The sequence below is a fragment of the Aeromonas sp. FDAARGOS 1415 genome (assembly GCF_019048365.1).
GTDB classification, from domain to species: domain Bacteria; phylum Pseudomonadota; class Gammaproteobacteria; order Enterobacterales; family Aeromonadaceae; genus Aeromonas; species Aeromonas taiwanensis.
Genome location: NZ_CP077363.1, coordinates 4,014,812 through 4,041,362, shown reverse-complemented (window position 1 = coordinate 4,041,362; position 26,551 = coordinate 4,014,812). Strand labels below are relative to the sequence as shown.

Sequence of the window (26,551 nt, the reverse complement as noted above, 5' to 3'; positions counted from 1 at the left end):
CCTTATTGCGCCTGGATTCTGAGTTCTGCACTGGAACGGCTGGTGTGGCCCAAGAGGGACTTGACGTCGCTGGACTTGGGTTTGATCAGCCTGAACTTGGGCACATAGGAGTCGAAGTTGGCCAGGATCTCCTCGGCACGCGAGCTGCCGGTTTCGTTGAGGTGCGCCGTGATGATGCCGCGCAGGTGCTCCTGGTGGATGGCGAGATCCGCCACCTCCAGCAGCTCGACCAGCTCGGGGTTGGTGCGCTTGGCGAAGCTGCCGCTCTCGTCGAGCACGTAGGCAAAGCCGCCTGTCATGCCCGCCGCGAAGTTGACGCCCGTCTCGCCGAGCACAGTGACGATACCGCCGGTCATGTATTCACAGCCGTTGTCGCCAATCCCCTCGACCACCGCGAGAGCGCCGGAGTTGCGCACCGCGAAGCGCTCGCCGGCGGTGCCTGCGGCATAGAGCTTGCCGCCGGTGGCGCCGTAGAGACAGGTGTTGCCGATGATGGCCGCCTCGTGGGACTTGAACGCCACGCCGACGTGGGGCTTGATCACCAGCTTGCCGCCGGTCATCCCCTTGCCCACGTAGTCGTTGGCATCCCCGGTGAGGATCATCTCAAGACCGCCCGCGTTCCAGACGCCGAAGCTCTGGCCTGCGGTGCCGTTGAAGTGAACCCGAACCGGATCCGCCGCCATCCCCTGGTTGCCATGGCGCTTGACGATCTCGCCGGACAGGCGCGCACCCACGGAGCGGTCGGTGTTGCGGATGTCGTAGCGGAACTCGCCGCCGCTCATGTTCTCGACGGCCTCCAGCAGGTCTTCCACCATCTTGAGGTTGAGCGGCCCCTTGTCGAAGGTGGGGTTGTGCTGCTGGCTGAACAGGCTGGAGCCTTCCGGTGCTACCGGGCGGGCAAGCACGCCGGACAAGTCCAGCTTGGCCTGACGGGCAGTGAGGCCGGGCAGGGCTGCCAGCAGGTCGGTGCGACCGATGAGGTCGGTCAGCTGGGTGACCCCGAGTTCGGCCATCAGCTCGCGGGTCTCCTCGGCGATGAACTTGAAGTAGTTCATCACCATCTCCGGCAGACCGGTGAAGTGCTCGCGGCGCAGCTTCTCATCCTGGGTAGCGACGCCGGTGGCACAGTTGTTCAGGTGACAGATGCGCAGGTATTTGCAGCCGAGCGCCACCATGGGGCCGGTACCGAAGCCGAAGCTCTCGGCGCCGAGGATGGCCGCCTTGATGATGTCCAGACCCGTCTTGAGACCGCCGTCCACCTGCAGGCGCACCTTGTGGCGCAGGCCGTTGGCGACCAGGGCCTGCTGGGTTTCGGCCAGGCCCAGCTCCCAGGGGGAACCGGCATATTTGACCGAGGTAAGCGGGCTTGCACCTGTGCCGCCGTCGTAGCCGGAGACGGTGATGAAGTCCGCGTAGGCCTTGGCTACGCCGCAGGCGATGGTGCCGACGCCGGGCTCGGAGACCAGCTTGACCGACACCAGGCAGTTCGGGTTGATCTGCTTGATGTCGAAGATGAGCTGGGCCAGATCCTCGATGGAGTAGATGTCGTGGTGGGGCGGCGGCGAGATAAGCGTCACGCCGGGCACGGAGTAACGCAGCTTGGCTATCTGGGCCGTCACCTTGTCACCGGGCAGCTGGCCACCCTCGCCGGGCTTGGCGCCCTGGGCGACCTTGATCTGCACCACGTCCGCGTTCATCAGGTAGTGGGGGGTGACGCCGAAGCGACCGGACGCCACCTGCTTGATGCGCGAATTCTTCTCGGTGCCGAAGCGCTTGGGATCTTCACCGCCTTCGCCGGAGTTGCTCTGACCGCCGAGGCGGTTCATGGCGATGGCCAGCGCTTCGTGGGCTTCCGGGCCCAGGGCGCCGATGGACATGGCGGCGGAGTCAAAGCGGGGGAACAGCTTGGCCGCCGGCTCCACCTGATCCAGCGCGACCGGTGTGGTCTCTTTCTTGAGCACCAGCAGATCGCGCAGGGTGGCGACCGGGCGCTCGTTCACCAGGCGAGCGTACTCCTTGTAGTCGGCATAGTTGCCGGAGCGCACCGCCACTTGCAGGGTCTGCACCACGTCCGGGTTGTAGGTGTGGTATTCGCCGCCGTGGACGAACTTGAGCAATCCGCCCTGGGCCAGCGGCTTGCGACCGAGCCAGGCCAGGCGAGCCAGGTTCACCTGATCCTGCTGGATGTCGGTAAAGTCGGCACCCTGGATACGGCTCGATACGCCGCGGAAGCAGAGCTCGACCACGGCGCTGGAGAGGCCCACCGCCTCGAACAACTGGGAGCAGCGGTAGCTCGCCACCGTGCTGATGCCCATCTTGGACATCACCTTGTAGAGGCCCTTGTTGATGCCGTTGCGGTAGTTGAGCATGGCCTGGCGCAGGCTCATCTTCAGCACCCCTTCCTCGACCTGTTTGGCGAGGGTCTCGTAGGCGAGATAGGGGTAGATGGCGGTGGCACCGAAGCCCAGCAGGACCGCGAAGTGGTGCGGGTCGCGCACGCTCGCGGTCTCCACCAGGATGTTGGCGTCACAGCGCAGGTTGTTGTCCACCAGGGTGCGCTGCACCGCCCCCACCGCCATGGCGGCCGGGATGGGCAGGGTATCCGGGCTGATGTCACGATCCGACAGCACCAGCAGCACGGTGCCGCTGCGGGCCGCAGCCTTGGCCTCTTCGCACAGGCGCTCCAGAGCCGCCTGCAACCCCTCTTCGGGCTGGTAGTTGAGGCTCAGCACCGCATGGCGATAGTGCTCCCCTTCCAGGGCCAGCAACTGGTGGAAGTCGGAGTAGAGCAGGATCGGTGACTGGAACAGCACCCGGTGGGCGTGACCGAAGGTCTCGTTGAACACGTTCTGCTCTCGGCCGATACAGGTGGCCAGGGACATGACGTGGTTTTCACGCAGGGGATCGATGGGCGGGTTGGTCACCTGGGCGAACATCTGGCGGAAGTAGTCGTACAGGGTGCGCTGGCTGGAGGAGAGTACCGCCATGGGGGTGTCATCCCCCATGGAGCCCACCGCCTCCTGGCCGTTCTCGCCGAGCACGCGGATCACCTGATCCAGCTCCTCGTAGGAGTAGCCGAACAGCTTTTGATAGGTCTTGAGGCGGTCGTCCGGGAATTCGCGGGAGCCCGTGCTGGCGTCGTCCATCTGCTCGAACGGCACCAGGCGCTTGCAGTGCTTGTCCATCCACTGCTTGTAGGTGTGGCGGCTCTTGAGGTCGTCGTCGATCTCGAAGCTGGTCCAGATCTTGCCGTTGCTGGTATCGACCACGAACAGCTCGCCCGGGCCGACCCGGCCCTTCTCCAGCACCTCGTCCGGGGTGTAGTCCCAGGTACCGACCTCGGAGGCGAGCGTGATGAACTTGTCCTTGGTGATGACGTAGCGGGCGGGGCGCAGGCCATTGCGGTCGAGCGCGCAGGTGGCGTAGCGACCGTCGGTCATGACGATGCCGGCCGGGCCATCCCAGGGCTCCATGTGCATGGAGTTGAAGTCGTAGAAGGCGCGCAGGTCGTCATCCATGTTCGGGTGCTTCTGCCACGCAGGCGGGATCAGGAGGCGCATGGCACGGAACAGGTCCATGCCGCCAGCCAGGAAGAGATCCAGCATGTTGTCGAGGCTGGAGGAATCCGACCCCGTGGTGTTGACGAAGGGGGCAGCTTCCTGCAGATCCGGGATGAGCGGGGTCGCGAACTTGTAGCTGCGCGCCTTGGCCCACTGGCGGTTGCCGGCGATGGTGTTGATCTCGCCGTTGTGGGCGAGGTAGCGGAACGGTTGTGCCAGCGGCCAGCGCGGGCTGGTGTTGGTGGAGAAGCGCTGGTGGAAGACGCAGATGGCCGCCTGCATGCGGATGTCGGCGAGATCCAGATAGAAGCGCGGCAGGTCCACCGGCATGCACAGTCCTTTATAGACGGTGACCAGATTGGAGAGGCTGACCACATAGAAGTAGTCGTCGCTGATGCGTTTCTCGATACGGCGGCGAACGATGTAGAGGCGGCGCTCGAGATCCTTGTCGACCCAGCCCGGGGGAGCGTTGACAAAGACCTGTTCAATGCTGGGCAGAGAAGCCTTGGCGATGGTGCCGAGTACATTGGTATCGATGGGCACCTTGCGCCAACCGACCAGACTCAGGGTCTCCTTTTCCAGCTCCTCGTCGATGATATCGCGCGTGGCCTGGGCCAGGATGGGATCGGGGTTCAGGAACAGCATGCCGACCGCATAGTTGCGGCCAAGGTGCCATCCCTTCTCTTCGGCGACCGCTCTGAAGAAGCTGTCGGGTTTTTGCAGCAACAGGCCGCAGCCGTCGCCGGTCTTGCCGTCGGCGGAGATGCCGCCGCGGTGCTGCATGCGAGCCAAGGCTGACATCGCGAGACGGACAAGCTTGTGGCTGGCTTCCCCTTCCATGTGGGCCAACAGGCCGAAGCCACAGTTATCCCTCTCCAGCTTTGGATCATATAGTGACATTGCATTTCTCCCTTGCTCGGCCTTCCATCGCACTGTCATCAACAGACTGCATAAATTGCGATTGGCTCTTGTGGTTCCGTCCGCCTGAGGTGGCGAATCTCCAAACTAATGGGATTTTTCGGCAAGGTCAATTGGACATCCCGCCTGTTTGCAATGTTACATGGCCATAACAAAATGTGGGTTTCAGAGACTCGATTAGGATTTTTATGTATTTAATGCTGTATATTCGTTGTTTATTGGTCACATTGACTGTTATTGGTGGCTTTGATGGTTGAGTGCTTCGTTGCGGGAAACTGTAGTAATTTTACAAATCCATGCGGGCTGGGTCCGACAGGGATCACATTTCAGGATCCTGCACCTTGCATTTGCCCAGATGCGGGCTAATCAGGATTTTTTCATTTTGAACAGATGCTTATAGGTTGGTTGCACTTTCTTTTTCCGTTCGGTGTGGCGCTTCGCTAGTTTCCAAAAGTAGCCATAAATGCCTTCTATTGGGTATTTATCCTGTCTGGTCTGAATATTTATATGACTTTGGGGGAGGATTGCCCTTGATCCAGCGCAGCCTGTCAGGCGACCCGTCCCGGTAAAATGACGCCTCATTTCGGAGGTGTCATGCAGTTACACGAACTCATCAATACGTTTGGCCAGGATCTCAAGCAGCGTCATGGCCAGAAGATCCACAAACTCTCCATTCACGGCGCCTTCACCTGCCCCAACCGGGACGGCACCCTGGGGCGCGGCGGCTGCACCTTCTGCAATGTCTCATCCTTTGCCGACGAGTCGGCCCAGCAGCTCTCCGTGGTGCAGCAACTGCTGGCACGCCGGGATGAAGTGACCCGTGCCAGGCGCTACCTTGCCTATTTTCAGGCCTATACCAGCACCTATGCCGAGGTGGAGTACCTGCAGCGCATGTATGAGGAGGCGCTGTCGGTCAGCGACATGGTGGGGCTCTGTGTGGGGACTCGCCCCGACTGCGTGCCGGACGCGGTGCTCGACCTCCTGGCCGGCTATCAGGCCCGGGGCTACGAGGTGTGGCTGGAGCTCGGGCTGCAGAGCGCGAGCGACAAGACCCTTGCCCGCATCAATCGGGGCCATGGCTACGCCGCCTACGCCGATGCGGTACGGCGAGCCCATCTGCGTGGCATCAAGGTGTGTGCGCACCTTATCGTCGGCTTGCCAGGTGAAGTGCCCATGGACAGTCTGGAGACCCTGCATCGGGTCGTGGAAACCGGGGTGGAGGGGATCAAGCTGCATCCGCTCCACGTGGTGCAGGGCAGCACCCTCGGCAAGGCGTGGCAAGCTGGCAGGCTGGAGGTGCTGACCCAGGAGCAGTATGTGGAGGCGGCGGTCGCCATGATCCAGCACACGCCCCCCGAGGTGGTCTATCACCGCGTGTCGGCCTCGGCGCGCCGACCGACCCTGCTGGCCCCCGCCTGGTGCGAGAACCGCTGGACCGCCATGGCGGCTATCGCCGCCGAGCTGGCTCGTTCCGGCCCCCAGGGTCTGCGACTGGGGCGCGCCTTCACCCTCTCAGATGCATGAACATCAGCTCTAATTTCATTAAAAAAACAGAGGGTTATTAGATGATTTTCAGTCTTTGCAGTATAGTTTCGGGCAGGTCGCCTTGATAAGATGGTCGGCTTAAAAAGATATGGTTATCAATAACTCTTTGCCCTTGATGTGCCGTGCGAGACTGTTTCGCACGCAGTGGCAGGTTCTTTGACGACACCGCGAGCCCTGCCCCCTTCCCGGCATGAAAACAGGTGAGTCTGGCTATGGCATGCCATCTCAATGCCCGGTGCGCTGACGGGGTTGCCGGTGTATGGCAGGGGCTTGCCCTGTATGCATGGAATGCTGCACGGTGCCGGGAGAGGATGCCAGTGACCACCTTCTGAATCATGTTTTGATGGGATGCTATGCAAGCTGAAACCAGCCATATAGATGAGCTATTGGAGTGCCTGGTCTTTTTGACCCGTTTTTATGGGGTGCCCAATAGCCAGGATGCTCTCACCACGGGCTTGCCACTGGTCTCGGGTCGTCTGAGTACGGCCCTCTTCAGCCGCGCCGCCGAGCGTGGTGGTCTCTCCGCCCGGGAGGTGATCCAGCCCCTCGAACAGATCTCCCCACTGCTGTTGCCCTGTGTGCTGCAGACGCGCAATGGCGGAGCCTGCATCCTGCTGGAATGGAATGAAGACCGAAGCCAGGCCAAGGTCATCTTCCCCCAGGCAGGGGACGCGGCCCAATGGGTCAGCACTGCCCAGCTTGGTGACGAATACAGTGGCCGGTTGTTTTACGTCAAGCGGCAGTTCAAGTTCGACGAGCGTTCTCCCAAGGTGCTGGAGACCCGTGATGGTCACTGGTTCTGGAGCACGCTGTTCGAGTCCCGCGGCATCTACCGTGATGTGCTGGTGGCGTCCATTCTCATCAATCTGTTCGCCATCGCCAGCCCCCTGTTCACCATGAACGTGTACGACAAGATAGTGCCGAACCTGGCGTTCGACTCCCTCTGGGTGTTGGCCGTCGGGGCCATGGTGGTGTTTACCTTCGATTTCGTGATGCGCCAGCTGCGCAGCTACTTCATCGACATCGCTGGCAAGAAATCCGACGTGCTGCTGTCGGCCAAGATCTTCGCCAAGGTGATGGGGATGAAGATGGAGTCACGCCCGGCATCGACAGGCGCATTTGCCAAGCACCTGCAGGAGTTTGAATCGGTGCGGGAGTTCTTTACTTCGGCCACCGTCTCCACCCTGATAGACCTGCCGTTTGCCATCTTCTTCCTGTTCATCATCTGGCTCTTCGCCGGCGTCATGGTGGTGGTCCCCATCGTCGCCATCCTGATCCTGGTGGCTTACAGCTTCTACATCCAGGCGCCGCTCAAACAGTCCATCGAGGAGGGATCCCGCCTCGCCTCCCAGAAAAACGCCAACCTGATCGAGAGCATCTCGGGCCTAGAGACGGTGAAGATCTTCGGGGCCGAGAGCATGTTCCAGCACCGGTGGGAGCAGGCGGTGTCCCACATTTCGACCTGGGGTGTTCAAACCCGACGCATCACCAATTCCATGTCGTCGCTCGCGAGCTATATCCAGCAGGTGGTGACAGTGGGGCTGGTCATCGTCGGCGTCTACCAGATCTCGGAGGGGTTGGTGACCATGGGGGGCATGATAGCCGCCGTCATGTTGTCGAGCCGTGCCATCGCCCCCATGGTGCAGCTCTCCGTGCTCTCGACCCGCTACAACCAGGCCAAGTCTGCTCTGGAGATCCTGGAGAAAATCATGATGACGCCGGGGGAACAGGAGGAGGGCAGGCAGTACATCCATCACCCCGTGATCCAGGGCCGTATCGAGTTCGAGAACGTCTCCTTCAAGTATCCGGGCATGGAGAGCAGCACCTTGCACAACATCAACCTGCGTATCGAGCCGGGCGAGAAGGTTGCCATCATCGGTCGGATAGGGGCGGGCAAGACTACCCTCGAAAAACTGCTGATGGGGCTCTATCGCCCGACGGACGGCCTGGTGCGCCTGGACGGGTTCGAGCTGGATCAGCTGCCACCGACCGCCATTCGCCGCAACATCGGCTGCGTGCCGCAGGATGTGACCCTCTTCTTTGGCTCGGTACGTGACAACATCATGCTGGGCAATCCCCTGGTGGACGATACCCGGGTGTTGCGTGCCGCCAAACGGGCAGGGGTGACCAACTTCACCAACCGGGATCCCAATGGTCTCGACAGACAGATAGGCGAGGGGGGGCGTCAGCTCTCCGGTGGTCAGCGACAGGCCATCCTGCTGGCCCGTGCCCTGCTCAACGATCCGCCCATCCTGGTGATGGATGAGCCCACTTCCAACATGGACAACCAGTCAGAGATGCACGTCAAGCAGGAGCTGGCACGGCTAGGACCAGAGACTACCCTGATCCTCATCACCCACAAGACCTCCATGCTGGACGTTGCCTCCCGGGTCATCGTCGTGGAGCAGGGAAAAATCGTGGCGGACGGTCCCAAGGAGGCGGTGCTGCAACAGTTGAAGGAAGGCAAGGTGCGGGTGCAGGAGACGGCTAATGGCTAACAACTGGTTCAAGAAGGGGAGCCCCGACACTGTCTTGCCCGCACCCGAGCACCTGGAGTTTGTGGACGACGGTGCTGCCGCCGTCCTGCTGACGACGCCGACCCGTGCCAGGGTACTGCTCTGGGCCTGCTTCCTGTTTTTCATGAGTGCCATCGTCTGGGCCGCCTGGGCCGAGCTTGATGAAGTCACCGTTGGCCAGGGCAAGGTGATCCCGTCGCGTCAGCTGCAGGTGATCCAGAATCTGGAGGGGGGGATCGTCAAGGAGATCTTCGTCAAGGAAGGGGACATCGTCGAAAAGGGACAGCCTCTGCTGCGCATTGACGACACCCGCTTCAAGTCAGATTTTCGCGAGCGGGAGCAGGAGCTGGTCACCCTCAAGGGGGATATTGCCCGCCTGCGCGCCGAAATCCGCAGCGTGGTGGTCAAGAATGAGCCCAATCTGGGCTGGCGTGAGCAGGTCGCCATTGAGAAGCAGGCCATCGACTTCCCCGAGGGGTACGAGAACGTGTTTGCCGAATATGCTGCCCGTGAAAGATCGGTGCAGGAGGCGCGGCTCAACAACCTGAAGAACCAGCTCTATATCCTGGGGCAGCAGATCGAGCAGAAAGAGCAGGAGACGATCGAGCTCAACGCCAAGATCAGGACCGTGAGCCGCAGCGTGGATCTCGCACGTCAGGAGCTGAACATCAGTCGCCCCCTTGCAAAAGAGGGTATAGTTCCCCAAGTGGAGCTTATAAAGCTGGAGCGGCAGGTGAACGAGATGCAGGGAGAGCTGGAGGCGAATCGCCTGCTGGTGCCCAAGCTCAATTCCGTGCTGCGGGAGACCATCTCCAAGCGCAACGATATCGCCCTGAAATTCAGGGCCGACTCCCAGACCGAGCTCAATGAGCGTCAGGGCAAGTTGAGCCAGCTGTCCGAGGGGCAGGTTGGCCTGCGAGACAGGGTCGATAGAACCAGCGTGATAGCGCCTCTCAAAGGCACCATCAAGAAGCTCAAGATCAATACCCTGGGAGGGGTTGTCCAGCCGGGCATGGACCTGATGGAGATAGTGCCGCTGGAGGACACCCTGCTGGTGGAGGCCAAGGTATCACCCAAGGACATTGCGTTCCTGAGACCCGGATTGGAGGCAGTGGTCAAGATAACCGCTTATGATTTCACTGTTTATGGAGGTTTACATGGAAAGGTTGAACAGATAAGCGCCGACTCTATCCAGGATGAGGAGGGCAATTCCTTCTATCTGGTGCGAGTACGAACCGAGAAGAGTTATCTGGGCGATGAGCTTAACGCACTTCCCATCATCCCCGGTATGTTAGCCAGTGCAGATATCATTACTGGTAAAAAAAGTGTCCTAGACTACTTGCTGAAACCCATCTTGAGGGCTAAGCAGTCGGCACTGAGAGAACGATAAGCCAACAATCAAAAAACAACATGACTGGAGATACCATGAAGAAGACGATTGTTGCCATGCTGGTTAGTGGCACCATACTGTTCCCGGGCCTGAGCCAGGCACAGACGCTGGAACAGTCAGTGGCACAGTCCCTGGCTACCCATCCGAAAATCAAGGAAGCTTTTGATCTCTATCAGGCACGGCTGTACCAGCATGATGGAGCCAAGGGCGGCTACTATCCCACCATCGATCTGCGTGGTGGTGTCGGCTACGAGAAGACCGACAGCCCCACGACCCGTGCGGCAGGCGCCAATTCGCAGACGATCGATGATTCCATGACCCGCAAGGAGGCCGGGATCAGCCTGCGCCAGATGCTGTTTGACGGTTTCGATGTCAGCAACAACGTGGCCCGGACCGACGCCGCGGCCCAGGCACAACGCCTGGCCCTGATCTCCGAAGCGGAGAACACGGCGCTGCGCGTGGCGGAGGTGTACCTCAACATGCTGCGTCAGCAGGAGATCCTGGAGCTCTCCAAGCAGAACCTGGAAACCCACGAGCAGATCCGCAGCGACATCCAGAAACGGACCGACTCCGGTCTCGGGTCGACGGCGGATCAGACCCAGATCGACGGCCGGGTGGCGCGTGCCTATTCCAACCAGGCGGCAGCGGAGAACAACTATCGGGATGCCGAGAGCGAGTTCATCCGTGTCGTGAATGAAGTGCCCAAGGACCTGGTGCAGCCCGTCCCGAACACCCAGCTGTTGCCCACCACCCTGGAGGATGCGCTGAAGACGGCGACCGAGGTACACCCGACCCTGCTCTCTTCCCTGCAGGATATCGAAGAGGCCAAGTATCAGCATGAAGGTTCCAAGTCCGGGTTCTACCCGAATGTGGCCTTCGAGGTGGATCAGAACTGGAACGAGGACATCGATGCAGTCAAGGGTCGCAACGACGATCTTACCGCCATGGTCCGGATGCGTTACAACCTGTTCCGTGGTGGCTCCGATCTGGCCGAAAGCAAGGCCACCTCTGCGCTCTATTCCCAGGCAAAGGACATTCACCTGAATGCCTTCCGTCAGGTGGAAGAAGGGACTCGTCTGGCCTGGAATGCCAAGGAGTCGCTGGCCAAACAGAAAGTCTTCCTGAAAGAGCACGTGGACGCCAGCTACGACACTGTACAGGCATACAAGAAGCAGTTTGGCCTGGGACAACGAACCTTGCTGGACGTGCTGAACACGGAAAACGAACTGTTCGAAGCTCGCCGCAGTTACATCACGGCCGAGTATGACTCCCTGCTGGCGGATTATCGCATCCTCAATGCCACGGGTGGTCTGCTCAACGCCATGAATGTGCAGCAGCCAGCCGAGTGGCAGGCCAACAACAACTGATGGCCATCGCGCTGATGCAATGTCAGGCAAGAGGAATGGCTGCAGCTTGCTGCAGTCATTCTTTTATGTGTCCGGCGTTCACCTGAAGAGTGTGATGACATGCTGCAGGGAAATCGTGTGATATCGGGAGACAAGTTCGAGGGCATGCTGCTTCGACCGTGGTGGCGCATCCGCCCGGCGCCACCCTGGTCTTTCCGCGTGTTGTGGCTTGCACTGCTCGCCATTCCCCTGTTGCTCAGCGCCAGCCAGCCCTTGTCATCGGAGGATATGAAACTGGTCAAGCGTGCGGAGGAGACCTATGGTCCTCGCGCCGGGAAGCGGGTGACCAGTTGGCGTACCCTGGCGGTTCAAAACAAGGCGGCGGGTCTGACGGACAGGCAGAAGCTTGAGAAGGTAAACCAGTTTTTCAACCAGATGCGCTTTGTCGATGACATCAAGTTGTGGCGCAAGAAGGATTATTGGGCGACACCACTGGAGTTTCTGGGAGCTGCGGGCGGAGATTGTGAAGACTTCAGCATTTCCAAGTATTTTACGTTGCTGGAGCTTGGCATTCCGGATGAAAAAATGCGAATGGTATATGTCAAAGCATTGGATTATAACCAGTTTCATATGGTTGTTGCCTATTATGAGACGCCAGCATCAGTTCCTCTCATTCTGGACAATCTTGTCGGTTCCATTCGTCCGGCCAGCCAGCGGGCGGATCTGAAACCAATATACAGCTTTAACGGTAGTCACCTGTGGTTGATGAAAGAGCGTGGTCAAGGGGAAATGGCCGGCCAGTCATCGCGCCTGGGACTATGGAATGACTTACGCAATCGCATGACTTCAGGGCGATTGGCTCGGCCTGTGGTGAATTTGGATGGTTAACCTATGACGCTCTACAAACAACTATTGGCAACCATGCTGTTGCTGTTCGGATTGCTGTTTGCCGCCACTTACTGGGTGCAGTTCGATTCGACCCGCAGCTATCTGGCTCAGCAGCAGGAGACCACCGTCATCAATACGTCCACCGCACTGGGTCTGGCACTGACGCCTTATCTGGAGAACGGTGACAAGGTCGGGGCCGAGTCTGTCATGAAGGCCGTCTTCGACGGGGGCTACTACAAGCTGGTCCGCCTCGATTTGCTGGCATCCAAGGATGTCATCGAACTGGAGAACAGCAGCAATATTCAGGGGGTGCCCCAGTGGTTCATCGGGCTGGACCTGTTCCCTGAGGTATCCAATGAATCGATTCTGACCTCGGGTTGGTTGCAACTGGGCAAGTTGAAAGTGGTGGGGCACCCCGGGCAGGCCTACTACAAGCTTTGGCAGGGGATGAGCGAACTGGCGACCTGGTTCCTGATCGGGTTCCTTGTCACGACACTCCTGTTGATGCGAGCGCTCAACTTCCTGCTCAAGCCACTCAAGCTCATCTGCGATCAGGCGGTCGAGATAGAGCTGCACCATTTTGGTCACGCCATTCCCGAACCCAGAACCCGCGAATTGAAGCAGGTGGTGCAGGCCATCAACACCCTCTCGAGCAAGCTGGCAGTGCAATTCAAGGAGCAGGCTGACGAAGCGGAGAGCCTGCGTGCCCGTGTCTATGTCGATGCGGTATCCGGACTTGGCAACCGTTCCTACTTCGTCGGGCAGGTCAATGCCTGGATTGCCGAGGCAGGCCAGGGCGGGGTGATGCTGGTGGCCGTCGACATGCTGGACGATCTCTATCGTGACGAGGGTTTTGCCGCGCGAGACAACATGGTCAAATCCATTGCCCAGGTGCTGAAGGAGCTGCTGGACGGTTGGAGCGGGGCGGCCCTTGCCCGGATCTCGGCCACGGAATACGCCTTGCTCTGTCCTACCGATGATCTGTCACAGCTCAAGGATATGGCGGAACTCATCAACAGCCGTATCGCGGACCTGGTGGTAAATCCCATGGGAGAACGCGGTGCGCTCTCCGTGGTCGGGATCGCCGGGCGCGATGGCAACGACGATCTCTCTGCCCTGTTGACCAAGGCGGACAATGCGCTGGGCAAGGCGCGCAACGAACGACGGGGTGCCGTTGTCATGGAGGGCGGGGCCGATCAAGGCCTGATGGGTCGCCTGGCCTGGCGTGATCTGGTGCAGGACGCCATTACCAGAAACCTCTGGCGTTTCAAGGCGCAGCCCGCTTGCCGTTTCGATGATGGCGCGCGCCTGCATGCCGAGCTGTTCGCCGCCATCTCGCGAGACGGGACCGACTACTTCGCTGGCCAGTTCTTGCCCGCCATCGAGCAATTCAAGATGGGGGCCGAGTTTGACAAGGCGGTGCTGGACGCTTGCCTCCCCTTGTTCAGACAGCAGCCTGAGTTGGTGCTGGCGATCAATATCACGGCAGGCTCCCTCTGTTCAGATGACTTCCTGTCATGGTTGAAGGAATATCTGACGCAAAATGGCGAGCTCAAGGAGCGGCTGCTGTTCGAGATCCCCGAAGCAGCCATCATGAAGCACAGGGAACATGTGACCCGCCTGGTCGAGGCACTGAGAGAGCTGGGCTTCCAGTGGGGGGTCGATCACTATGGCCGCCACTTCCAGTCCCTGGGTTATCTGGAAGAGCTGGCCCCCGCTTACGTCAAGGTGGATCATGGCTATACCAGCCAGGTGATGGAGCCAGGTGCAGACACCTCCTTCCTGGCGGCCGTATGCCGGGCTGCCCACAACGCTGGGGTGACGACCATTGCGACCCGGGTGGAGGATCTGCAACAGGTTGAGGTGCTCTCCAGCCTGCACATCGATGGTTATCAAGGCTTCGTTCACCCGGCCTTCCCACTGCCATAACCAGCATTGCACGATAGAAAGGGGCCCATTAAGGGCCCTTTTTTATATCTATTTGAAATATATGCGTCGTTATTGTGCAGTAGATGAACAAAAGCGCGGTTGGTCTGATTGGTATTTCATTGATTTTTAAATGTAAAAAATATTCGTTCGATTTGCTTCATCGCATGAAGCCAAAGAGATTCGATCCCATACATTTTTGCAACGGAATCATGATCCACGGGCATATAGAGTGTAGGCATCAAGATCTGTCACCCTGGAGCAATGGATATGCGCACCCAAATCATCGACAAAACCGTCGTCGTCTCTTCAGTAGAAGGCAATGTTCAGATCCTGCTTGCCGATGGCAGTAGCCGTCCTCTCCAGCCCGGCGAGATCTTGCAGCCGGGCGCCAGGCTCAATATTGCTGACGGCGCCAAACTGATGTTGGCCCCCTACGATGACAGCCAGGCCCCTGCCAACGCAGCGCCAACCGGGCCAGAGACACCGGCAGATGGACAGCCCTCCTCATCGGTAGCCAATCAGCAGCCCGGTTCGCCAGAGGTGTCACCTGAAATAGCGGCCCTGCAACAATCCATCTTGCAAGGGGTGGACCCGACCAAGAATTTTGAGGCGTCTGCCGCAGGTGGTGCACCAGCAGCGGGTGGCGGTGGTGGCGGCGTAGGCGGGGTGGCAGGAGCCAGCGGCAACGGAGGCTTCGTCACGATCGATCGGATAGGTGATGCTACCATCGCCGAGGCCGGTTTTGACACCGGCCATGACGCCCTGGCCCCGCAGAATATCTTGCAGGAGGATCAACTGCCGCTGGGCAATCAGCTGGATGACCAGGATGAAGTCGTTGCTACCCTGGAAGAGCAGGCCATCAGTGGCAATCTCCTGGACAACAGCATCAACCTGGATGGCCCCCTCGATACCTCGGTCGTCTCCTACAGCTGGGGCAATAACGTCGATGTAGCCCCGGGTGTCGAGACGACACTGGAGGGCATCGGCACGCTTATCATCAATGCCGATGGCTCCTATACCTTTACCCCGTTTTTGAACTACACGGGGCCCGTGCCTGTGGTCAGCTACACAGTAACGGATGGTGATGATACCAATGATTCAACCCTGACCATTACCATTACCCCCGTGGATGAGCCCGTCATTCTGGAGGGGTTGCAAGTAACAGGGGGTGAGCTTGTCCTGGATGAGGCAGCCCTGGTAGAGGGCAGTGCTCCTGATGCCGCAGACTTGACCAAAGGCAGCACCTTCACCTTCAGTGCGGCGGATGGCGTGCAGAGCCTGACCCTGGGCGGGGTCAGCCTCATCAGCAACGGCCAGGTCATCACCTCGTTCCCGCAATCTATTCCCAGCCCCCTGGGCAATCAGTTGGTGGTGACGGGGATCAGCTTCAATCCTGTGACGGGGGCAGGGAGTGTGTCTTACAGCTACACCCTGCTCGATAACGAGGCCCATGCTCAACCAGCGGATGACACCGCCCTGAGTGAAAGCTTCAGCGTCGTATTGACGGACAACGATGGCGATAGCACCAGCGCAAGTCTGGATGTCGTGATCCGGGATGATGTCCCGAGTGCGAAAGATGATGCCGGCGGGAGTGTCACCGAAGATGCTGCTGGCAGTTTGAGCGGCAGCGTGCTTGGCAACGACTTTGCCGGTGCCGACACTCCCGCGGCCTTTGTGGGGTGGAGTGCGAGCGGGCATGACAATACGGTAGCCCTGACTGCGTTGAATACCTATGGCACCTTTACCCAGAATCCTGACGGAACCTGGGCGTATGCGCTGGACAACACCAGGGTGGCAACACAGGTGCTGAATGCTTCATCGAGCCTGAGCTATGACGTCTGGTACACGATGACGGATGCCGATGGGGATCAAAGCATCGCCAAACTGACCGTCAATATCCAGGGGGCTGATGACTCTGCCAAAGTAACGGTGGCAGCGAGAGGGGCTGATACGACTGTATTCGAAGCCGGGCTGAATCCGAATGGTTCGGCTGCCCAGACCAATGCGGAAACAGACGGTAGTACCTTCCAGGTATTTGCCAGCGATGGCATCAAACAGCTGGTGATTGGAGGCACCACCTTTACGGTGGCGCAGCTGCAGGATCCTGCTTATCTGGCGGCTCATCCCATCAATACCGGCGAAGGAACGTTGACGCTGACGGGCTATAGCAGTGCGGACGGCAAGACGGCGGCCATCACTTACAGCTACACCCTGGATGCCGCCCAGACCCACACCAAGCCGGATAGTGACATAACGCTGACGGATCAGGTGCTTATCACGCTGGAAGGCGTGGGAGGCAGCACGGCTTCTGGCACCCTCAAGATAGACATTATCGATGATAGACCGACCCCGAGCGTGGCGGCCAATGCTGGCGGTACGGCGGCGTTGACGGTCTCACTGGACGAAACCACCGGTGCCAGCGACTACTATGCGTTAGGCGAAGCAGCCGATAGCTACGTCAACGATGATGTGCCTGGTGCGTTGGCCAGAGTGACCACTGCATTGAGCGGTGGCTTGCTCGGTCTGTTCACCATCAACGGTAGCTATGGTGCGGACGGTATAGGGGCGCAGAGCTCGGTGATGAGCTTCCAGGGCGTACCGGTCGGCGGGCTGGCCACCAACCTGGTAGCCACCGATGGTGGGGCGATTACCCTTGTCAGTAGTAGCCCGACCCTGCTGAACGGTGTGGACGGAGATGGTGATACGGTATTCACCATAGCGATCGTCAACGTTGGAGGTGTGCTGCAACTGCAGACTACCCTGTTTGAGGCGCTGGATAACGGCAAAACCAGTCTGTATGACGAGGCAGTAGAACTGCTGTTGGGACAGGGCAGTACGCTGTCACTACAGCTGCAAGTGACCCGTACCGACGGTGACGGCGACACAGTCGTAGCATCGGACACCGTGATGCTGGCCAACCACATCACCTCGGCTTTCAGCTTCGACGACGACGCACCTGTGGCCAGCAACTACACCGGCGCTAACTTTGCCGAGGGCAGTGGCGCTCACAACATCGGGTCTGCCACCACGGTGCTCGGTATCAGTGCGGGCGAGGATGGCCTGCAGGGTACCCTCCAGGGCATCGTGTTCACCAACCAGGGTACGACGGGCGGCACATTGGCCATCGATGGCTCGGGCAACCTGATTTACACCTCACCAGGTAATGTGACCAGCGGTACAGCGGTGACCGAGACCTTCTTGTACACAGTGACTGACAAGGACGGTGATGCGATTACCCGGATGGTGACGTTCGGTGTGACCGATACGGGGATCAGCAATGTCTCGGCCACCAATGAATTGGTCGATGAAGACGATATTGTGGGGGGTAACACAGGCAATGCCGGTGGTGCAGGCGACGATGTGCCGGTAACCACAGGACATATCTCCTATACCCTGGGTGCCGATGCCTTGCAGGGCATCACGCTGTCGGTCGCGAACACGGGGTTGACCAAGCTGGACGGTACGACAGTCCAGACGAGTTGGAATGCGAATACCAACACCTTGACTGGTTATGGCACCAGCTTGGCGGATGTGGTGTTCACCATTGTGCTGAAGAACATAGGCAGCACCGGTGCCGACTATGACTTGACGTTGTTCCAGCCAGTGACACACCCGGGTCATGATGATCCGTCAACCAGCGGCGCAGTGGAGACGTCGTTTGAGGATAACGTTGGCTTCACGGTAGCGATCAGCGTCAAGGATGTGGACAACAGCGAAGGGACTACCAGCTTCACGGTGACCATCGACGACGACTCGCCCGTGGCCAGCAACTACACTGGCGCTAACTTTGCCGAGGGCAGTGGCGCTCACAACATCGGGTCTGCCACCACGGTGCTCGGTATCAGTGCGGGCGAGGATGGCCTGCAGGGTACCCTCCAGGGCATCGTGTTCACCAACCAGGGCACGACGGGCGGCACATTGGCCATCGATGGCTCGGGCAACCTGATTTACACCTCACCAGGTAATGTGACCAGCGGTACAGCGGTGACCGAGACCTTCTTGTACACAGTGACTGACAAGGACGGTGATGCGATTACCCGGATGGTGACGTTCGGTGTGACCGATACGGGGATCAGCAATGTCTCGGCCACCAATGAATTGGTCGATGAAGACGATATTGTGGGGGGTAACACAGGCAATGCCGGTGGTGCAGGCGACGATGTGCCGGTAACCACAGGACATATCTCCTATACCCTGGGTGCCGATGCCTTGCAGGGCATCACGCTGTCGGTCGCGAACACGGGGTTGACCAAGCTGGACGGTACGACAGTCCAGACGAGTTGGAATGCGAATACCAACACCTTGACTGGTTATGGCACCAGCTTGGCGGATGTGGTGTTCACCATTGTGCTGAAGAACATAGGCAGCACCGGTGCCGACTATGACTTGACGTTGTTCCAGCCAGTGACACACCCGGGTCATGATGATCCGTCAACCAGCGGCGCAGTGGAGACGTCGTTTGAGGATAACGTTGGCTTCACGGTAGCGGTCAGCGTCAAGGATGTGGACAACAGCGAAGGGACTACCAGCTTCACGGTGACCATCGACGACGACTCGCCCGTGGCTAGCAACTACACCGGCGCTAACTTTGCCGAGGGCAGTGGCGCTCACAACATCGGGTCTGCCACCACGGTGCTCGGTATCAGTGCGGGCGAGGATGGCCTGCAGGGTACCCTCCAGGGCATCGTGTTCACCAACCAGGGCACGACGGGCGGCACATTGGCCATCGATGGCTCGGGCAACCTGATTTACACCTCACCAGGTAATGTGACCAGCGGTACAGCGGTGACCGAGACCTTCTTGTACACAGTGACTGACAAGGACGGTGATGCGATTACCCGGATGGTGACGTTCGGTGTGACCGATACGGGGATCAGCAATGTCTCGGCCACCAATGAATTGGTCGATGAAGACGATATTGTGGGGGGTAACACAGGCAATGCCGGTGGTGCAGGCGACGATGTGCCGGTAACCACAGGACATATCTCCTATACCCTGGGTGCCGATGCCTTGCAGGGCATCACGCTGTCGGTCGCGAACACGGGGTTGACCAAGCTGGACGGTACGACAGTCCAGACGAGTTGGAATGCGAATACCAACACCTTGACTGGTTATGGCACCAGCTTGGCGGATGTGGTGTTCACCATTGTGCTGAAGAACATAGGCAGCACCGGTGCCGACTATGACTTGACGTTGTTCCAGCCAGTGACACACCCGGGTCATGATGATCCGTCAACCAGCGGCGCAGTGGAGACGTCGTTTGAGGATAACGTTGGCTTCACGGTAGCGGTCAGCGTCAAGGATGTGGACAACAGCGAAGGGACTACCAGCTTCACGGTGACCATCGACGACGACTCGCCCGTGGCTAGCAACTACACCGGCGCTAACTTTGCCGAGGGCAGTGGCGCTCACAACATCGGGTCTGCCACCACGGTGCTCGGTATCAGTGCGGGCGAGGATGGCCTGCAGGGTACCCTCCAGGGCATCGTGTTCACCAACCAGGGCACGACGGGCGGCACATTGGCCATCGATGGCTCGGGCAACCTGATTTACACCTCACCAGGTAATGTGACCAGCGGTACAGCGGTGACCGAGACCTTCTTGTACACAGTGACTGACAAGGACGGTGATGCGATTACCCGGATGGTGACGTTCGGTGTGACCGATACGGGGATCAGCAATGTCTCGGCCACCAATGAATTGGTCGATGAAGACGATATTGTGGGGGGTAACACAGGCAATGCCGGTGGTGCAGGCGACGATGTGCCGGTAACCACAGGACATATCTCCTATACCCTGGGTGCCGATGCCTTGCAGGGCATCACGCTGTCGGTCGCGAACACGGGGTTGACCAAGCTGGACGGTACGACAGTCCAGACGAGTTGGAATGCGAATACCAACACCTTGACTGGTTATGGCACCAGCTTGGCGGATGTGGTGTTCACCATTGTGCTGAAGAACATAGGCAGCACCGGTGCCGACTATGACTTGACGTTGTTCCAGCCAGTGACACACCCGGGTCATGATGATCCGTCAACCAGCGGCGCAGTGGAGACGTCGTTTGAGGATAACGTTGGCTTCACGGTAGCGATCAGCGTCAAGGATGTGGACAACAGCGAAGGGACTACCAGCTTCACGGTGACCATCGACGACGACTCGCCCGTGGCCAGCAACTACACTGGCGCTAACTTTGCCGAGGGCAGTGGCGCTCACAACATCGGGTCTGCCACCACGGTGCTCGGTATCAGTGCGGGCGAGGATGGCCTGCAGGGTACCCTCCAGGGCATCGTGTTCACCAACCAGGGCACGACGGGCGGCACATTGGCCATCGATGGCTCGGGCAACCTGATTTACACCTCACCAGGTAATGTGACCAGCGGTACAGCGGTGACCGAGACCTTCTTGTACACAGTGACTGACAAGGACGGTGATGCGATTACCCGGATGGTGACGTTCGGTGTGACCGATACGGGGATCAGCAATGTCTCGGCCACCAATGAATTGGTCGATGAAGACGATATTGTGGGGGGTAACACAGGCAATGCCGGTGGTGCAGGCGACGATGTGCCGGTAACCACAGGACATATCTCCTATACCCTGGGTGCCGATGCCTTGCAGGGCATCACGCTGTCGGTCGCGAACACGGGGTTGACCAAGCTGGACGGTACGACAGTCCAGACGAGTTGGAATGCGAATACCAACACCTTGACTGGTTATGGCACCAGCTTGGCGGATGTGGTGTTCACCATTGTGCTGAAGAACATAGGCAGCACCGGTGCCGACTATGACTTGACGTTGTTCCAGCCAGTGACACACCCGGGTCATGATGATCCGTCAACCAGCGGCGCAGTGGAGACGTCGTTTGAGGATAACGTTGGCTTCACGGTAGCGGTCAGCGTCAAGGATGTGGACAACAGCGAAGGGACTACCAGCTTCACGGTGACCATCGACGACGACTCGCCCGTGGCTAGCAACTACACCGGCGCTAACTTTGCCGAGGGCAGTGGCGCTCACAACATCGGGTCTGCCACCACGGTGCTCGGTATCAGTGCGGGCGAGGATGGCCTGCAGGGTACCCTCCAGGGCATCGTGTTCACCAACCAGGGCACGACGGGCGGCACATTGGCCATCGATGGCTCGGGCAACCTGATTTACACCTCACCAGGTAATGTGACCAGCGGTACAGCGGTGACCGAGACCTTCTTGTACACAGTGACTGACAAGGACGGTGATGCGATTACCCGGATGGTGACGTTCGGTGTGACCGATACGGGGATCAGCAATGTCTCGGCCACCAATGAATTGGTCGATGAAGACGATATTGTGGGGGGTAACACAGGCAATGCCGGTGGTGCAGGCGACGATGTGCCGGTAACCACAGGACATATCTCCTATACCCTGGGTGCCGATGCCTTGCAGGGCATCACGCTGTCGGTCGCGAACACGGGGTTGACCAAGCTGGACGGTACGACAGTCCAGACGAGTTGGAATGCGAATACCAACACCTTGACTGGTTATGGCACCAGCTTGGCGGATGTGGTGTTCACCATTGTGCTGAAGAACATAGGCAGCACCGGTGCCGACTATGACTTGACGTTGTTCCAGCCAGTGACACACCCGGGTCATGATGATCCGTCAACCAGCGGCGCAGTGGAGACGTCGTTTGAGGATAACGTTGGCTTCACGGTAGCGGTCAGCGTCAAGGATGTGGACAACAGCGAAGGGACTACCAGCTTCACGGTGACCATCGACGACGACTCGCCCGTGGCTAGCAACTACACCGGCGCTAACTTTGCCGAGGGCAGTGGCGCTCACAACATCGGGTCTGCCACCACGGTGCTCGGTATCAGTGCGGGCGAGGATGGCCTGCAGGGTACCCTCCAGGGCATCGTGTTCACCAACCAGGGCACGACGGGCGGCACATTGGCCATCGATGGCTCGGGCAACCTGATTTACACCTCACCAGGTAATGTGACCAGCGGTACAGCGGTGACCGAGACCTTCTTGTACACAGTGACTGACAAGGACGGTGATGCGATTACCCGGATGGTGACGTTCGGTGTGACCGATACGGGGATCAGCAATGTCTCGGCCACCAATGAATTGGTCGATGAAGACGATATTGTGGGGGGTAACACAGGCAATGCCGGTGGTGCAGGCGACGATGTGCCGGTAACCACAGGACATATCTCCTATACCCTGGGTGCCGATGCCTTGCAGGGCATCACGCTGTCGGTCGCGAACACGGGGTTGACCAAGCTGGACGGTACGACAGTCCAGACGAGTTGGAATGCGAATACCAACACCTTGACTGGTTATGGCACCAGCTTGGCGGATGTGGTGTTCACCATTGTGCTGAAGAACATAGGCAGCACCGGTGCCGACTATGACTTGACGTTGTTCCAGCCAGTGACACACCCGGGTCATGATGATCCGTCAACCAGCGGCGCAGTGGAGACGTCGTTTGAGGATAACGTTGGCTTCACGGTAGCGGTCAGCGTCAAGGATGTGGACAACAGCGAAGGGACTACCAGCTTCACGGTGACCATCGACGACGACTCGCCCGTGGCTAGCAACTACACCGGCGCTAACTTTGCCGAGGGCAGTGGCGCTCACAACATCGGGTCTGCCACCACGGTGCTCGGTATCAGTGCGGGCGAGGATGGCCTGCAGGGTACCCTCCAGGGCATCGTGTTCACCAACCAGGGCACGACGGGCGGCACATTGGCCATCGATGGCTCGGGCAACCTGATTTACACCTCACCAGGTAATGTGACCAGCGGTACAGCGGTGACCGAGACCTTCTTGTACACAGTGACTGACAAGGACGGTGATGCGATTACCCGGATGGTGACGTTCGGTGTGACCGATACGGGGATCAGCAATGTCTCGGCCACCAATGAATTGGTCGATGAAGACGATATTGTGGGGGGTAACACAGGCAATGCCGGTGGTGCAGGCGACGATGTGCCGGTAACCACAGGACATATCTCCTATACCCTGGGTGCCGATGCCTTGCAGGGCATCACGCTGTCGGTCGCGAACACGGGGTTGACCAAGCTGGACGGTACGACAGTCCAGACGAGTTGGAATGCGAATACCAACACCTTGACTGGTTATGGCACCAGCTTGGCGGATGTGGTGTTCACCATTGTGCTGAAGAACATAGGCAGCACCGGTGCCGACTATGACTTGACGTTGTTCCAGCCAGTGACACACCCGGGTCATGATGATCCGTCAACCAGCGGCGCAGTGGAGACGTCGTTTGAGGATAACGTTGGCTTCACGGTAGCGGTCGGCGTCAAGGATGTGGACAACAGCGAAGGGACTACCAGCTTCACGGTGACCATCGACGACGACTCGCCCGTGGCCAGCAACTACACCGGCGCTAACTTTGCCGAGGGCAGTGGCGCTCACAACATCGGGTCTGCCACCACGGTGCTCGGTATCAGTGCGGGCGAGGATGGCCTGCAGGGTACCCTCCAGGGCATCGTGTTCACCAACCAGGGCACGACGGGCGGCACATTGGCCATCGATGGCTCGGGCAACCTGATTTACACCTCACCAGGTAATGTGACCAGCGGTACAGCGGTGACCGAGACCTTCTTGTACACAGTGACTGACAAGGACGGTGATGCGATTACCCGGATGGTGACGTTCGGTGTGACCGATACGGGGATCAGCAATGTCTCGGCCACCAATGAATTGGTCGATGAAGACGATATTGTGGGGGGTAACACAGGCAATGCCGGTGGTGCAGGCGACGATGTGCCGGTAACCACAGGACATATCTCCTATACCCTGGGTGCCGATGCCTTGCAGGGCATCACGCTGTCGGTCGCGAACACGGGGTTGACCAAGCTGGACGGTACGACAGTCCAGACGAGTTGGAATGCGAATACCAACACCTTGACTGGTTATGGCACCAGCTTGGCGGATGTGGTGTTCACCATTGTGCTGAAGAACATAGGCAGCACCGGTGCCGACTATGACTTGACGTTGTTCCAGCCAGTGACACACCCGGGTCATGATGATCCGTCAACCAGCGGCGCAGTGGAGACGTCGTTTGAGGATAACGTTGGCTTCACGGTAGCGGTCAGCGTCAAGGATGTGGACAACAGCGAAGGGACTACCAGCTTCACGGTGACCATCGACGACGACTCGCCCGTGGCCAGCAACTACACCGGCGCTAACTTTGCCGAGGGCAGTGGCGCTCACAACATCGGGTCTGCCACCACGGTGCTCGGTATCAGTGCGGGCGAGGATGGCCTGCAGGGTACCCTCCAGGGCATCGTGTTCACCAACCAGGGTACGACGGGCGGCACATTGGCCATCGATGGCTCGGGCAACCTGATTTACACCTCACCAGGTAATGTGACCAGCGGTACAGCGGTGACCGAGACCTTCTTGTACACAGTGACTGACAAGGACGGTGATGCGATTACCCGGATGGTGACGTTCGGTGTGACCGATACGGGGATCAGCAATGTCTCGGCCACCAATGAATTGGTCGATGAAGACGATATTGTGGGGGGTAACACAGGCAATGCCGGTGGTGCAGGCGACGATGTGCCGGTAACCACAGGACATATCTCCTATACCCTGGGTGCCGATGCCTTGCAGGGCATCACGCTGTCGGTCGCGAACACGGGGTTGACCAAGCTGGACGGTACGACAGTCCAGACGAGTTGGAATGCGAATACCAACACCTTGACTGGTTATGGCACCAGCTTGGCGGATGTGGTGTTCACCATTGTGCTGAAGAACATAGGCAGCACCGGTGCCGACTATGACTTGACGTTGTTCCAGCCAGTGACACACCCGGGTCATGATGATCCGTCAACCAGCGGCGCAGTGGAGACGTCGTTTGAGGATAACGTTGGCTTCACGGTAGCGGTCAGCGTCAAGGATGTGGACAACAGCGAAGGGACTACCAGCTTCACGGTCAGCCTCGATGATGATACGCCAATTACTACAGGCTCAGCCCATCACGGTTATGTCGCCAATAGCGTTAATACCTCTGCCACGGGAGATTTGGCTATATCGTTTGGCGCAGATGGTTTTGGATCTTACAGCTTTGACACTCCATTCCCCAATGTGACATCTGGGGGGCGTACAGTTGAATACGTCCAGACGGGGAATGTACTCACCGGGTATGTGGATGCTAATAACAACGATACAGTTGAAAATGGAGAACAAGCTTTCAGGTTGCAACTGAATACAAATGGCACTTATACATTCACATTGTTAAAACAACTTGATGCGCCTGAAACTGTTGGGATCGGTGGATCTAGCTCCTTTGGTTCTGGGCCTGCCCAAGGTCAGCTCCTCACTAACACAGGGGGTACATTACAGCTTGCCGTGCTACAAGGGTGGATGACCAATAACTCCTGGACGTCAGCTGACTTCAATAATTGGCAAGCGCAAGGAGTCTTGAATGCAGCTCATGTCGACCAAGCCTCGGTAAACGGTAGTACGGCAGGTTGGGGGGTTGATAATAACAACTTCAATTCGAGTGAAATCTTACGCATGGATTTCAACAACTACTCGAGTTTCGATGGTGCGACTTTGCCTAGTGCATTTGATGGTCCTGCTGTTAATTATGCGACTATCCAATTAGTCGGTTTTGCACAGACAGAAAAAGTAGCTTATGTCATTCATTACGAGGATAACACCTTCGAGGCTGGTAATGGCACTGTGGCTACTTTGGCTGGAACTGATCTGACGATGACTCTGGGCAGCGGCAAGTACATTGATTACATCGAATTACTTGATGTTGAAAGTGGCGGTGGTGGAAAGTTCCAGTTGGTAAATTTGTCGACCGTTACAAATACTGGCACGTTGAATATGGAGTTTGGGATCAAAGCGACTGATGGTGATGGTGACACCACAAGCCAAGTAATCGCCGTCACTGTCGATGGGAGTAACCCTATCGATGGTTCGACAGCCAATGATTCGCTTGCCGGGGATGCTGGTAGTAACACTATCAATGCTCTAGCGGGTAACGATATTTTGGATGGCAGCTTTGGTAGTGACATTTTGAATGGTGGTGATGGTAATGATGTGTTGATAGGCGGTTTTGGTAATGACACCCTGACTGGTGGTTCCGGGAGGGATACCTTCAAATGGCAATCAGGAGAATCAGGGGGGCCGGACATCATCAAAGATTTCACTACAGGATCTAATGGGGATGTTTTGGACCTGAGTGAGTTGCTGAGTGGCGAGCATGCCAACGCAACTTCCCTGGATCAGTATCTGAACTTCGCCTCAGGTCCGGGAGCGAACAAATCGACCCTGACGATCGATCTGGATGGTTCGGCCGGGGGTACTGCGACCCATACCATCTTCTTTGACAACGTGGATCTGACGGTCAATTCGACACGGAGTGACCAGCAGATCATTCAGGATTTGTTGAATCAGGGAAATCTTAAGGTCGATCCTTAATCAAGCCAGGGGGCC

8 protein-coding genes are annotated in these 26,551 nt (G+C 58.5%); 7 read left to right on the top strand and 1 reads right to left on the bottom strand.

The genetic code is table 11. The features are described 5' to 3' along the window. Window positions 1–2 precede the first annotated feature (2 nt). The gene (gene gltB, locus I6L45_RS18685) at window positions 3–4,460 is read right to left on the bottom strand and encodes a glutamate synthase large subunit (RefSeq protein WP_216982918.1); all 4,458 of its coding nucleotides are present in this window, start codon (window positions 4,458–4,460) and stop codon (window positions 3–5) included. Between the two features lie 612 nt (window positions 4,461–5,072). Here gltB and I6L45_RS18680 point away from each other — a divergent pair. The 7 genes from I6L45_RS18680 (at window position 5,073) to I6L45_RS18650 (ending at window position 26,536) form a co-directional block, all read left to right on the top strand. Then, window positions 5,073–6,002: a TIGR01212 family radical SAM protein gene (locus I6L45_RS18680; RefSeq protein WP_216982917.1), complete on the top strand. Its 930-nt coding sequence runs from the start codon at window positions 5,073–5,075 to the stop codon at window positions 6,000–6,002. 374 nt (window positions 6,003–6,376) lie between these two features. After that, window positions 6,377–8,521 carry a type I secretion system permease/ATPase gene (locus I6L45_RS18675; protein WP_216982916.1) on the top strand — a complete coding sequence of 715 codons (2,145 nt, stop codon included), beginning with the start codon at window positions 6,377–6,379 and terminating at the stop codon, window positions 8,519–8,521. Continuing rightward, complete coding sequence (locus tag I6L45_RS18670) at window positions 8,514–9,929, top strand: HlyD family type I secretion periplasmic adaptor subunit (protein ID WP_216982915.1); 1,416 nt, start codon at window positions 8,514–8,516, stop codon at window positions 9,927–9,929. Before I6L45_RS18675 ends, I6L45_RS18670 begins: the two co-directional genes overlap by 8 nt. Before the next feature lie 35 nt (window positions 9,930–9,964). Then, complete coding sequence (locus I6L45_RS18665; protein ID WP_216982914.1) at window positions 9,965–11,296, top strand: TolC family outer membrane protein; 1,332 nt, start codon at window positions 9,965–9,967, stop codon at window positions 11,294–11,296. Window positions 11,297–11,440: 144 nt separating this feature from the next. Next, window positions 11,441–12,163, top strand: a complete 723-nt coding sequence (locus I6L45_RS18660) for a transglutaminase-like cysteine peptidase (RefSeq protein ID WP_216984245.1) — start codon at window positions 11,441–11,443, stop codon at window positions 12,161–12,163. 3 nt (window positions 12,164–12,166) lie between these two features. After that, window positions 12,167–14,092 (top strand): EAL domain-containing protein, encoded by a 1,926-nt coding sequence (locus I6L45_RS18655; RefSeq protein WP_210550444.1) that lies wholly within the window; start codon window positions 12,167–12,169, stop codon window positions 14,090–14,092. Window positions 14,093–14,359: 267 nt separating this feature from the next. Then, window positions 14,360–26,536, top strand: a complete 12,177-nt coding sequence (locus I6L45_RS18650) for a retention module-containing protein (protein ID WP_254204349.1) — start codon at window positions 14,360–14,362, stop codon at window positions 26,534–26,536. The last annotated feature ends 15 nt before the right edge of the window (window positions 26,537–26,551 follow it).

Bases quoted from the DNA above. Each gene is read 5' to 3' on its own strand.
- I6L45_RS18650 (WP_254204349.1), top strand. From the start codon at position 14,360: ATGCGCACCCAAATCATCGACAAAACCGTCGTCGTCTCTTCAGTAGAA.
- I6L45_RS18680 (WP_216982917.1), top strand. From the start codon at position 5,073: ATGCAGTTACACGAACTCATCAATACGTTTGGCCAGGATCTCAAGCAG.
- I6L45_RS18670 (WP_216982915.1), top strand. From the start codon at position 8,514: ATGGCTAACAACTGGTTCAAGAAGGGGAGCCCCGACACTGTCTTGCCC.
- I6L45_RS18655 (WP_210550444.1), top strand. From the start codon at position 12,167: ATGACGCTCTACAAACAACTATTGGCAACCATGCTGTTGCTGTTCGGA.
- I6L45_RS18665 (WP_216982914.1), top strand. From the start codon at position 9,965: ATGAAGAAGACGATTGTTGCCATGCTGGTTAGTGGCACCATACTGTTC.
- I6L45_RS18660 (WP_216984245.1), top strand. From the start codon at position 11,441: ATGCTGCTTCGACCGTGGTGGCGCATCCGCCCGGCGCCACCCTGGTCT.
- I6L45_RS18675 (WP_216982916.1), top strand. From the start codon at position 6,377: ATGCAAGCTGAAACCAGCCATATAGATGAGCTATTGGAGTGCCTGGTC.
- gltB (WP_216982918.1), bottom strand. From the start codon at position 4,460: ATGTCACTATATGATCCAAAGCTGGAGAGGGATAACTGTGGCTTCGGC.